The sequence below is a fragment of the Sphingopyxis microcysteis genome (assembly GCF_012274265.1).
GTDB lineage: Bacteria > Pseudomonadota > Alphaproteobacteria > Sphingomonadales > Sphingomonadaceae > Sphingopyxis > Sphingopyxis microcysteis.
The window spans coordinates 247,854-260,913 of sequence record NZ_JAANYY010000002.1 but is presented as its reverse complement, the minus strand read 5'-3'; the positions used below and the strand labels follow the sequence as shown (position 1 = coordinate 260,913).

General features: G+C 65.9%; 6 protein-coding genes. 2 read left to right on the top strand and 4 right to left on the bottom strand.

Features of this window, described 5'->3' with window-relative positions; all coding sequences use genetic code 11:
• Positions 1 to 6 precede the first annotated feature (6 nt).
• Entirely contained in the window at positions 7 to 450 is a 444-nt protein-coding gene (locus G9408_RS01115) for a helix-turn-helix transcriptional regulator (RefSeq protein ID WP_168452340.1), read from the top strand.
• Positions 451 to 693: 243 nt separating this feature from the next.
• Here the strand turns inward: G9408_RS01115 and G9408_RS01110 are convergent, their stop codons facing one another.
• On the bottom strand, positions 694 to 1,785 hold the full coding sequence (locus tag G9408_RS01110; RefSeq protein WP_168452339.1) for a hypothetical protein: 1,092 nt from the start codon (positions 1,783 to 1,785) through the stop codon (positions 694 to 696).
• The gene (locus G9408_RS01105) at positions 1,782 to 2,429 is read right to left on the bottom strand and encodes an ankyrin repeat domain-containing protein (protein ID WP_168452338.1); all 648 of its coding nucleotides are present in this window, start codon (positions 2,427 to 2,429) and stop codon (positions 1,782 to 1,784) included. The genes G9408_RS01110 and G9408_RS01105 overlap by 4 nt, the downstream gene beginning before the upstream one ends.
• A 346-nt stretch (positions 2,430 to 2,775) precedes the next feature.
• On the opposite strand from G9408_RS01105, the gene G9408_RS01100 reads away from it, so the two are divergent.
• Positions 2,776 to 3,474 (top strand): LuxR C-terminal-related transcriptional regulator, encoded by a 699-nt coding sequence (locus G9408_RS01100; RefSeq protein ID WP_210423153.1) that lies wholly within the window; start codon positions 2,776 to 2,778, stop codon positions 3,472 to 3,474.
• Between the two features lie 121 nt (positions 3,475 to 3,595).
• On the opposite strand, the gene G9408_RS01095 is transcribed toward G9408_RS01100, so the two are convergent.
• Positions 3,596 to 5,281, bottom strand: a complete 1,686-nt coding sequence (locus G9408_RS01095) for an ATP-binding response regulator (protein ID WP_168452337.1) — start codon at positions 5,279 to 5,281, stop codon at positions 3,596 to 3,598.
• A gap of 265 nt (positions 5,282 to 5,546) precedes the next feature.
• On the bottom strand, positions 5,547 to 12,632 hold the full coding sequence (locus tag G9408_RS01090; protein ID WP_168452336.1) for a putative Ig domain-containing protein: 7,086 nt from the start codon (positions 12,630 to 12,632) through the stop codon (positions 5,547 to 5,549).
• Between the last annotated feature and the right edge of the window lie 428 nt (positions 12,633 to 13,060).

Below are 13,060 nucleotides of genomic sequence, written 5' to 3'. Positions count from 1 at the left end.
TGCGCCATGAAACCTATCGATCCGTCAGTCTATCCCGCGCCGCTGTCGGCGACGGATAGCTTCGCCCCCGAAGACCGTACCATCGTGCTGGTCACCATATCGCGGCACTGCGGCGACGACGTCATTTCGAGGATAAAGTCCGCGCTTCCCGACTCGGACATCATCAACCTGTCGCAGCTCTACGTCGATCGCAACGCGGGGGCGACGACGCCCGGGCCCGTGGCACCGCCCTCCCCGCTCACCGATCGCCAGCGCGAAATTCTGGACTATCTGCTCCGCGGCCTGTCGAACAAGGAAATCGGCCGCAAGCTCGGGCTGTCGCATTTCACGGTGCGCAACCATGTTTCGAATATCCTGCGCATTCTGGGTTATCCCTGCCGCCGGGCGATGCGGCGGTCGCTGACACCCGAGCGTACCGCGCTGACATATCCCACCACCCTGGCCGCGTAGCCGCCAGCGGGCTTGGCCGTGACGAACCGCACCGACGGCGCGGCGGCATAGGCCGCGCGCGCCCGCACGTCGGCCATGATCGCCCGGATCCGGCGCTCGCCCGAGCGCAAGATGATGAAATTTCAGCCCCTGCATCGATGCAATCCTGTGGAAATCTATCGACGTCCACACCCTAGCGGAGGGCAACCGCGAACCCAATCGACCGCGTGAACCGGTACATGAGGCGCCTTCGCGCTGCTCGCATCAGCGCGGCGAAATTCCGCATCGCGGGTCATCGTCGGCGACAAATTCCAGCCGCTCGATCAGCGAAAACCCCAGCGCCGCCTTGTCGCCCGCCGGAAAGCGGATTTGCAGCCTGCTATTCCTGTCCTGACCCAGCTCGACCAGCCAGCTGCCGTCTTCGCGCACCCCCGGCGCCGCATAAGGCGGCCCGACACCGCGGCTGGGGTAAAAGGTGAGCGCGCTGCGGTGCAATTGCCCCGCGGGGTGCTCGCGTCGATCGTCGGGATCGATCGGCCGCATCGGCGCGACCGGACCCCATAATGCCACCGTCACGCCGCCACTGATCAGATAGGACTGCCCGGCGCGCTGCGACTTCCAGGGACGACGCAATTGCTCCCCCGCCGCAACCGCAAAACCGATGCCCCCCCGGCAATGATAGCCCGGCCCGACATCGGGCTGAGCGGGGTACAGCCCGGCGTAATAGGGATTGTCGAACGATCGTTCAAAACCCGCGGCGCGATAATCGGCCTTGCCTGCGTCGAGGTCAGAGGGCCGAACGCAGTCGGCAACGCCAGCGGCACCCAGCTGAAATCGCGCCAGAATCGCCTTGTCGGCGTCGGACCCGTCGAACGAAGGCGACGCGACGATCAGCATCGGCAGCATGTCGGCGGATGATGCCGCGCCGACGCGCGTCTCGATCGCATAACGCACCGCGTCTTTGCCGAAGCCATCGCGCGCGAAAATCGCATAGGGCGCCGCGGCAGGCGGCAAGTCGCCCGAATAGCGAAAGGCGATCGCAGGATTGTTCGGCAGACCGCCGGTCGCGAAAACCCCGTGCCTGACCGGCCCATTGAACAGCGAGAGCGCCGAAGGCGGCATCAGCATCGGGGTGGCGGCGATCAGATGATCATCGCCGATGATCCGAAAAATCGGGCCGACCAGATGCACCGCCTCGTCCGCGCGCACCGCGATCGACAGGTCGCCTTCGCAAACGACACGCGGGCCATAGGCGCCATATTCGGACGGGGTCGGCGGCGGCAGCGTCGCGTGCGCGGGCGCGGTGAACAGCAGGCCGAGCATGGCGAGACACGACAGACCCATTTTTCCGATCATGGCGTCGGCACCTCCAACGCGATACCGCTTCGCCGCAGCCAGTCCGCGACCGCGCGCCGCGACCGCCAGTTTTCCTCGGTCAGAAGATGGCCGGGGGTCATGAACAGGTAGCGCTGGAACGTCTGCTCCTGCGCATTTCGCGCTGCGGGGGGACCGCCCGCGCGCAGCAGCGCCAACACATAATCCGGCTGGTTGATCTGCGCCGCGACGTGCAGCGGCGTGTTGCCCGTGGCATCGGCCTGAGCGAGATCGGCGCCTGCGGCGATGAGCATGGCGAACTGCCGGTCGCGATCTGCCATCATGGCCGACATGATCGGGGTGCGCTGGCTGCGCGCATTGCGAACATTGGGACTCAGTCCGCGCGCGAGAAGCAATTCCAGATAGGCGGGGTTGCGGGCCATCGCGGCAGCGTGAACCGCGGTATCGCCGTCGCGATCCGGGCGCAGCGGATCGCGCCCCGCATCGAGCAGCGCGCGCAATCCTTCGAGGTTCGATCCCGCAGCGATCCACGCCGCGATGCTCGGCTCACCCTGCTCGCCGGCGATCGCGACGGTCGGCGGATCGGCGGGGGCGCGATCGGTCGCCGACGCGGCAATCAGGAAAGCGCAGCACTCGAGCGCAGCGCGCGCCGGTTTCGCGGCCATCCTGTTCAAAATCGCCATCCCACCGACAAGCGCCTTTGGCCGCCCAAAGACAACATCGATCGATGCACTGGTACGCCGCCCCGCGACCCGGCCCCGTGCCGCCATGACGTGCTAGCCCATCGCGTCGGTTGCCGGGCGTCGCCGATCGCGGCAATCTCACGCATCGGTTTGTCGCTGCGCTGTTGCGCATCGTCTCCTGGCATCCTTTGCAGGCGCGGCGACACCGGAAGCTCTAGTCCGCCAAAGGGTCGCTTGGTGGCGAAGGGGCTTGCAGCGATGCAGGCCCCTTCCTTTTCCAGCGAAAAAGGCGAACCGGTACCTTATCGGGCTGGCATCCGCGTCCGCATTGCGCGACCAAGCCACCACTGCCGCCGTGATCGTGATGGCAGCGGAGTTTCAGCGCCCGATGCAGATGCCAACCGCCGAACGAATATTGGTTGCCGACGACCACCCCATTTTTCGCGACGGGATGTGCCGTCTGGTTGGCGGTGCTTTTCCGCAAGCCGAGATCATCGAAGCGGGCAGCGTCGATGAAATGCAGGCGCTGGTCAGCGGCGGCGCGGCGCCAACGCTGTTCATCCTCGACCTGTTGTTTCCCGGCATGGATCCACAGACGACGATTGCCACGCTGCGCGGCCAGTTTCCCACATCGTCGCTGATCATCATTTCGATGACCGACGACACCGAAACGATCGCGCGGGTGATGCAGCAGGGCGCCGACGCATTTATCGGCAAAGCGATGCCGTCCGACGCGATGCTGTCGGCGATCAGAGCGGTGCGCGGCGGCGACACGCTGGTCCTCGTGCCCACGACCGCCTCCATCGTTCCGCAGCCCGCATCGCCGCGCCGCAGCCAGGATTTCACACCCCGCCAGCGCGACGTGTTGTCGCAACTGGCGATGGGCAAAACCAACAAGGAAATCGGTCGCCAGCTCGACATATCGCCGTTCACCGTGCGCATCCATGTGTCGGCGCTGCTGCGAATATTGGGTGCCCAAACGCGGAGCGAGGCCGCGGCAAAGGCGAGCGCGCTGGGGCTGCACTAGTGTCTGTCCTGCTCAGGCTGAATCATATCACCGTAGCCCTGAGCCTGTCGAAGGGCGCTTATCAGCGAGAAGCGCCCTTCGACAGGCTCAGGGCTACGGATCAGCCTGAACAGGGCAGACTCTAACCCCGCGCAGCACGGCGGCGTAACGCTGCGATCGCCGACCGCAAGGCGGCGGGTTGCACCGGTTTTTTGAGGATCAGCACCGCGGCGTCGGCGATGATCTCCTCGATCGCCATTTCGTCATGCCCGGTCATCACGATCGCCATCGGCCGCGGCATTTGGTGCCGGTGCAGCGCGATGCAATCGGCACCGGTCAGCCCGCCGCCGATATCGAAATCGGTGACGATCAGGTCGCACGGCTGAGCCTGCGGCGGGACGGTCGACCAGGCCGTCACGGCCGCGCCCCAAGAACGGAGCAGATGCGCGGTGGCATCGAGCACGTCGACATCGTCCTCGACCAGCAGGACGCGCAAATCGTGCAGCGGCGCCGCATAGCCGCTATCGCCGCCCGTCTCGCGCACCGCCACGGACGTTGGTGTCAGCCCGTGGATCGCCACCGCCGTACCATAGCCGGGCCGCGAATGAATTTCCGCAGCCAGTCCCATCAACGCACCTAGCCGCCGAACGATCGAAAGTCCCAAGCCGACCCCTTGGGTGTCGGCACCGCCGAGTTTGCGAATCTGGTAAAATTCGTCAAACAGCCGCGGCAGATGTTCCGCCGCCACGCCGGGGCCGCGGTCGATGACCCAGATCGACATGGAAGCGCCGCGGCGTCGGCAGCCGATCAGCACCGGACTGCGCGGCGCGTATTTGATCGCGTTCGATACCAGATTTTGCAGCATCGTCAGCAAAAGCGTCTTGTCAGCCAGAACGACCTGGTCGGACGGCACGAAGCGCAGATCGACGCCTGCCCATTCGGCGCTCGCCTGATTCTGTTGATCGAGCAGCCGGAACAGCTGGCGGATCGCAACCGGCTCGAGCGTCGGCGTCACCGCGCCGCTGTCGAGGGTCGAGATGTCGAGCAGCGATCGGAACAGTTCGGCGACGCCTTGCAGCGAGCGGTCGATGCGATCGACAATGCCGCGTTGTTCGGGGGCCAGCCCGGTCTGGGTCAGGCTGTTGAGGAACAACCCGATCGCATGCACGGGTTGGCGCAAATCATGGCTGGCCTGCGCCAGGAACCGCGACTTGGCGGCGTTGGCCTCTTCGGCGTCGCGGCGCGCCTGTTCGGTGCTGCGCTGCAGGGTCCGAATGTACAGCGGGACGATCAGCGTGGTCAGCGACAATGTGACGACCAGCGGCGGATTGGCCTGCCAATAGGGGGTCAGCATCGTGATGATCGCCAGCGTGACCTGCGCCATGACCGCCGCGACGATCATGTAGCGCGAACCAAAACGCAGGCCGTTGCCGACCGTGACCCACATGATCATAGCATAGATTGGCAGCATCACCTGGCATCCGACGATGATCGCGAACCCCAATCCGGCATAGTCATTGGCCATCGAAAACAGACGGCGCGCCGGATAATGGCCGGGGTAGCGTCGGATGACATAGAGCAGGCCGATCGCGAGCGGCGTATAGCACGCGAAATAGCCCAGCACGGCGATCGCCCAAGGCTCGACCCGGTGATCGGGCGACACGATGATGCTGGCGACGGTGGCGTAAGTCGAAATCAGCACCAGCAGCGCGAGGCGGATCCACGACTGTTTACCTTCCAGCGCGTCTTCGAGCGGGGTGCTGTTCGCACGCTGGAACAGCCCCCGCACACCTGCACCCATGTCGGCGGCGATTTGCCCGTATCGCATCTACGACCCGTCTCTGGATTTAGTCGCCAAGCGATGCCCGGCCGCAGCGAACGAATGTGCCGGTGGGGGAGCGGCGGGCGCAAGCGTTCCGATGCACCATGACATGTTGCCGCGACGGCGCGGTGGGGTCCTCCCAGAAGTGCCCTGCATGGCTGCGAGCGCTGACAGGCGGGTTCGATGCAGTTGCACAGCTTCAGGCTTGCCGCGATCGGGGAAACGGCGCCGCGAGATCATCGCGGCGCCGTGGCGCCATCATGGCTGCGGATCAGAACGCCTGCTTGAGGTTGATCAACACGCCCTGATCGACCCCCGCCCCGCTGTTGTCGCGCCGTGAATATTCGACATCGACCGCGGTCCGATCGCCGATCATCATTTCGACCCCCAGCCCCATCAGGAACCGGCTGCGGGCGTAGCCGGTCAGCGGCACAGCGTTGAACGGTCCCGAGAGCTGGTCGAAATAGGCGACCAACGCCTCGCTGTCGCGTTCGATGTCACGCTGATATTCCAGCCGCAGCCGCGGCAGGAAGAAGCCGTTTTCGACCGCGATGCGATAATCGAACTTGGCGCCGGCCCCGATCGACGTGAAGGCCACGTCCTGATCGCGATAGGTGAGGTCGAACACCGAACCGCTGTTTTCGGTATAGCCGTTCAGCGTGCCGCGCTGCGCGTCGATCCGCGCATAGGGCGTAAAGCGCCAGTTGCCGCTTTCGATGTCGGCGCCCGCCGAAACCGAGCCGAACCATTGGCGACCGCTGCGCGACGAGTTGACCATCGCACCCGACAGCGTGACGTAGCGACGGAGGTCGAAATCGAGCCACTGATAACCGGCGAGCCAGTCGAGATAGAGCCCGCCGCCGAGCAGGTGGCTGCCGTAGATCGCCAGCGTTTTCGCCTCGCCTTCGCTCTGCGACCCGTTGCGGCCGACATCGGTCGTCTCACGCCCGAGGCCGATGCCGATACCGGCGGCAAAGGACGGGTTGAAGCGATAGTCGGCGCCGAAGGTCACGCCTTCCGATTCAAAGCGTTCGGACGGGCGCCCGGTCTTTTCGTCACGGTCGCCCCAGCGGATCGTGCCGCCCGCCCAGATGGTGAGCGGCGATGGAGCACTGCCCCCCGACCCATTGGCGTTGGCTGCCGCGTCGTTGCCGTCGCCAGTCGTCGCCGCGCCGATCGCTCCGCCGCCGAGCAGCCCGCCGCCCATCGTGCCGCCGGTCACCGGACCGCCGTGCGGGTTGGTGCCAAAGCCGCCCGGTTGACGGGTACCCCCGCCCATGGCGTTGCCGCCGCTATTGGCGCAGATCGGATTGGTCCATGCGGTCACCGTGTCGATGCAATGATCCGACGCGCTGATCCGCAGCGAGTTGCTGAACCCGCCGCTGCCACCGCCGCGGCGCATCCCTTCGAGCCGCCGACTGAAATTGCCGATCTGGATATCGACGAAACGCCGGGCCGAATTGACCTGTGCCTGGACCAGTCCGCGCACTTCGGGATCGTTCGCCGGGTTGGGCCGTGCCACGATGCGCAGCGTGTAAGTGATCGTCGCGGTCGATGGCGTGCCGCCGGTGCTGTCGGTGACGGTGATCGCAAAGGTCGCGTCGCCCGATCCGGTCGGCGTCCCGGCGATAACGCCCGTGGTCGCATTGATCGCAAGGCCCGCAGGCAGCGCGCCCGAGCTGACCGCGAAGCTGTACGGCGCGATGCCGCCCGCTGCGGTGATCCGCTGGCTATAGGCGACCCCCTGCGTGCCCCCCGGCAGCGTGACCGGGGTGACGGTGATCGCGGAATTGGCGACGTTCAGCGTCAGGCTGGCAGCGCCCGTCTGGCCATTGGCGTCGGTGACGTTGACCGTGAAGGCAAAGGCGCCCGCCGCCGTCGGCGTTCCCGACACGATGCCGCCTGGCGACAGCGCCAGTCCAGCGGGCAGCGTGCCGCCGTTCAACACGAAGCGATATGGCCCGACCCCGCCCGCAGCGGTCAGCGTCGCGCTGTACGCGGCGCCGGCGGTTGCGACCGGGAGGGTGGTCGGAGTCACCGCGACCAGCGGCGCCGCGACGGTCAGGCTGTAATTGCCCTGCACGGTGAACGGCGCCCCTGCCCCGGTCGATCCGGTATCGGTCGCGGTCACCGCGAAGTTGAAGCTCCCCGACGCCGTCGGCGACCCGGAAAGCAGTCCGGTCGACGGATTGAGGGTAACACCCGCCGGCAGATTGCCGGTCAGGCTGTAGCTATGGGGACCGACCCCGCCCGTCGCGGTGAGCGCCTGGCTGTACGCCGCCGCGTAGGTGGCGGTGAAGCTGCCCGTTGCGGGGGTCAGCGCCAGCGTCGGCGCGCTGACAGCAAGGGTGAAGGTCTGGCTGGTGCTGAACGGCCCGCTGCCGGTCGACGCATCGGTGCCCGACACCGCGAGCGCGAAGCTGCCCGCCGCCGTCGGCGTACCCGCGATGGTCACGCTGTTCGCGCTGCTGCCGCTGATCGCCAGCCCGCTCGGCAGGTTCGTGACCTGATAACCCGAGAAGGGCTGTGCACCGCCGCTGAAGGTGAAGGTCTGGCTGTAGGCCGTCCCCACCGTCGCGGTCAGCGGTCCGCCCGCGGTGATCGCGATCGCCGGATTGGCGACGGCAATCGTGACCGTTGCCGGTGCCGATGTCCCGCCCGCGTTGGTCGCGGTGTAGGTGAAGCTGTCGCCGCCTGCATAACCGGCGTTCGGAGTATAGGTGATGCTGGTGCCGCTGGCGACCGCGGTCCCGTTTGCAGGCTGCGTCACGATCGCAACGCTCGCCGCCGCGCCGCCGGTCAGGTTGAGCGCGATCGGGTTGGCGGTGCTGCCATAAGCGACCGTTGCCGACACCGGATTGGCAATCGGCGCCGGTTGTTCGACCAGCAGCGTATAATTCTGCGTCGCCGCATAAGGCCCGCTGCCTGTGCTGCTGTCGGTGGCGGTCACCGCAAAGTTGAAGGTGCCAAAGGCGGTCGGCGTACCCGACAGCGTCCCGCCTGCCGACAGGGTCAACCCGCCCGGCAATGCGCCGCCGGTCACGGCATAGCTGTACGGCGCGGTGCCGCCGCTCGCGGGATTGAGCGGCGCGCTATAGGCAAAACCGACCTGCCCGCCCGCGAGCGTCGTCGGGGGCAGCGACACCACCGCCGCGCCGATGGTCAAGGTATAAGCGCGGCTGCCCGTCTGGGCATTGGCGTCGGTTGCGGTCAGCGTGAAATTGAAGCTGCCACCCGCCGTCGGGGTACCCGCGATGACGCCGCCAGCCGACAAGCTCAGCCCGGGCGGCAACGCGCCCGCGCTTACCGCGTAACCATAGCCCGCGACGCCGCCCGACGCGCTCGCCGTCTGGCTGTAGCTGGCACCGACGGTGCCGTTCGGCAGGCTTTCCGGCGAAATCATGATCGTCGGCGCGGGGACGTTGATGATGTAATTCTGCGCGATGGAGAACGGCGATCCGGTGCCGGTCGATCCGGTATCGGTCGCGGTGACGGTTACCGAATAGCTGCCCGGCGCGGTCGCAGTGCCGCTGAGGCTGTTGCCCGCGAAGGTCAGCCCGGCGGGCAACGCACCGGTGAGCGCATAAGTGAACGGCCCGACCCCGCCGCTGGCGGTAAAGGCCTGCGTGAAGGGGGTGTTATAGGCGGCGGTCAGGGTCCCTGCCCCGGGGGTCATGTTCAGCGTCGGTGCTGCGACGACAAGCGTAAAGACCTGGCTCGTGCTGAACGGCCCCGTCCCGGTCGAGGCATCGGTCGCCGATACGGTGATCGGGAAGCTGCCCGCGCTGGTCGGCGTTCCGATGATCGCAACCGTATTCGCACCGCTGCTCCTGACCTGCACCCCGGCTGGCAGGCCGGTGACCTGATAATTGGTGAAGGGCTGGGTTCCGCCATTGAAGGTAAAGGTTTCCCCGTAAGGCACCCCGACCGTCGCCGTCAGCGGTCCGCCCGCGGTGATCGTGATCGCCGGGTTGGCGACGCTGATCGTCACGGTGGCCGGTGCCGAATTGGCGCCATTGTTGCTGGCAAGATAGGTGAAGCTGTCGGTCCCGGCAAAGCCGGTGTCGGGAATATAGCTGATCGTCATCCGGTCGACGATTGCCCGCCCACCCGTCGGCGGCGTGACCACCGCGACCGAGTTTGCGGTGCCGGTGATGCTGAGCGGGATCGGGGTGAGCCCCGCGCCATAAGCCACATTGGCCGTGACCGCTCCAACGACGGGCGGCGTGTTGACGATGTTGATCGAATAGCTTTGCTGGACGACCTGCGGCCCCACGCCGCCATCACTGTCGGTCGCCGTGACGACAAAGCTGAACAAATTTGCGGTCGTCGGGGTTCCGGTGATCGCACCCGAAGCCGACATCGTCAGGCCGTAAGGCAGTTCGCCCGACGTCACGACATAGCTGTACGGGGCAACGCCGCCGCTGGCGGACGCGATCTGCGCCGAGTAAGCGACGTCGGTCGCGCCGTCGGGCAGCGTCGTGGGCGGCAGGACCAGCGGCACCTGGGCAACGGTGATCGAATAGGCGCGCGCACCGGCATAGGGTCCGGGCGCCGCAGTGGCGTCGGTGGCGGTGATCGTGAAGCCCCAACTGCCGCTGAGGGTCGGCGTGCCCGACAGCGTTCCGCCGGGCGCCAGCGTCAGGCCGGGCGGCAGCGATCCCGACGTCACGGCAAAGCTGTACGGCGCGATCGATCCGTCGGCGGTAATCGTCTGGCTATATGCCACGCCAAAGGTCGCGTTCGGCAGCGTCACCGGATCGAGCACGATCGTCGGCGCCGCGATCGCCACGGTATAGGCGCGGCTGGCCGTATAGGGTCCGGGTGCGCCGCTGCTGTCGGTCGCGGTGATCGTGAAGCTAAAATTGCCAGCGGCAACGGGAGTGCCGGACAAACGTCCGTCGGGCGCGAAGGTCAGGCCGGTGGGAATGGTGCCCGCGGTCACGGCATAACTGTAGGGCGAGACGCCGCCACTGGTGGTCAGGATCGCGCTGTACAGGATGCCGACGGTCCCGCTAGGCAGATTGACCGGCTGGATGTCGAGCGGCACATCGTCGTTGGTGATCGTGCCCGTGCCGGGGTTGGTGCCGATCGTCGCGTTGGTCACGCCGGACATGGTGGCGGTGAAACTTTCGTCGCCTTCCGGGGTGGTGTCGCTGTTGACGGTCACCGGAAACGTCTTGCTGGTTTCGCCGGGCGCGAAGGAGAATCCTCCGCTCGCCGCGACATAGTCGCTACCCGCGGTGGCGGTGCCGTTGGCGGTCGCCACATTGACGGTCACGCCAAGCCCGCTCGGCGCGTCGAGCGTCATCACGAAGTTCAGCGTCCGCGTGCCGATATTACCCTCGACGATCGACGGGCTGCTGATCGACAGCGTGGGCTGTGCATCGTCGTTGGTGATTGTGCCGGTGCCTTGCGACCCGTTGACGAATGCGCCGGTCACATTGGCGATGCGGACGAAGAAGGTCTCGTTCGCCTCGTTCAGCATATCGCCGTTGACGACGACGGTGAACGTCGCCGACGTCGCCCCGGCGGGGATCACGACGCCGGTCTGACTGTTCGCGACATAGTCCTGACCCGCCGTGGCGGTACCATTGAAGGTCGCGATATCGAAAGTCACGCCGCCGGTCGCGGCGGGCGCCGACAGGTCGACCGTAAAGACCATATTGGTCGTCCCGCTGTTGCCTTCATTTGCCGTGACGCTGCTGACGGCGACGCTGGGGAAATCATCGTTCAGGATCGTCCCGGTCGCGCTGTTCGGCGCGCCGACCGTATAGCCCGCTCCCGCCGCGAGAGTGATGATGACCGTTTCATCAGCCTCGATCGTACCGTCGGAATTGGGATTGACGACGATGGCGTGGCTGGTGGTCCCGGCGGGGATGGTGACCGGCGAATTGACCGGTGCGTAGTCGGCACCGTTCGTCGCCGTACCACCGACGGTCAGGTTCATCGTGATCGGCGAAGCCGACGCCGCGTTGAGCGCGATAGTGTAGATCAGATTGTCGGCGCCGTTTTCGAGCACGCTGGCCGGGGCCACCGAAATCGAAGCGGTCGGAACATCGTCGTTCAGGATGGTGCCGGTCGCCGACGCCGGGGCGCCGACCACATAGCCAGCCCCTGCCGCGACGGTCAGGATGACGGTTTCGTTCGCCTCCACCGTTCCATCGGCTGTCGGATCGATCGTGACGGTCGCGGTGGTGGCGTTGGCCGGAATCGTCACCGACGGCGTGCTACCGCTATAGTCCGTTCCTGACGTCGCCGTTCCCGATGTTGTCAGGTTGACGGTCAGCGCGCTGGCGCTCGCGGCGCTGCGCGTGACGGTATAGACCAGATTGGTCGCGCCATCTTCGGACACCGACGCAGGCGCGACCGCAATGGTGACGGTAGGCGCCGCAATGACGTTGATGGTCAGCGTCTCCGCTTCGAAATATTGTCCGGGGCCGGTGCTGGCGTCGGTAACGCGCAGCAGGATGTTGGCCGTGCCGGTGCTGCTGGGCGTTCCCGTAATAAGGCCGCCTGATGACAGGCTGAGCCCGAAGGGCATGGGCGTCCCCGGCGGCTCGGTTGCATAAATATAGGGCGCCACCCCGCCATTGGTCGCCAGCTGCGCCGACGCCGCCTGCTCCGACACCAGCGTGACCGTCGGCGTTGCCAGCGACAGGCTGGGGTTCTGGACCGATCCGGTGTAGCCTTTGTCCACGGTGTGCGCCGTTGGCGTCGTGCTATCCGTCGCGCGCACGCTGAAAGAATAGCCGCCACGCTGGGTCGGCGTTCCGCTCAGTATCCCGCTGGGAGAAAGCGACAACCCGGCAGGAAGCGCACCGGCTTGCAGCGCATATGTATATGGAGCCGTACCGCCGGTAGTCGTCAGCGTTTGCGTAAAGGGCGTACCAGCGGTTAACGTCGGCAATGTGCCAGGCGAGACGGTCAACGGCGATGCTGCCGCCGTGATCGTGATGGTGACCAGCACGTCACGATCGTTCGCCCAGGTTGCCTCCGTAAACTCGAACACGTCGGTCGAGCCGATACCGGTCGTACCATTGTGGCTGTAGTCGAGGAACCACTGGTTACCGACACGGCGCGTGACGGCGGAGCCGTGGTCAGGCAGATTATACGGTCCTCCGACGGGAGAACTTCCACCGTCGACCGGGCCGGTTCCGACAAGGCCAATGTCGGAGGTACAGGCGGTGATATCAATCGTCACCGCTCCGCCGGACGCAACGGTGGCCGTTTGCGGGGGACACAGGGTGGCCGTATGCTGCGCGCCGGCAGTTTCGGGCAACAGCGCGCCAAACGCGACAAGCACCGCAATCGCCATCCACCGCGCCATCGCCACGCGCAAAACCGCCAGTTTCATAATATTCCGTCCCCACGGGGTCCATCAAATGACCAAGACCGCCCGCGGCGGACCCTAGGAGCGGGGACGCCGCATCACTAGGAAGGGAAATGTGCTAGTTCATATAAGTTGAGGGATTTAACCGCATAGATTCAGACCGCTTTTGTCCGCCCGAATATGAGGCGTCAAAACGCCCTGTGCGTCCCAACCGGGCGACGATTCCCGGGCTCCGACAACACGGGGCCAACGCGGTGCGCGGCCGTCGACGCACCGTCGCAATCGAGCAGCGCCCAGGCCGGAAAAGGCGTTGAATAACGCCCGCAGAGGGCGTTCATTTTTTGGGCTTTTGCGGAATCCCCGCAAAGGAAAAATGGTGCCCAGAAGAGGACTCACGTCTACCATCCTTTCTGTCGTTAAATCAGCATTTTAGGCGATGTGGTTTTCGGAAA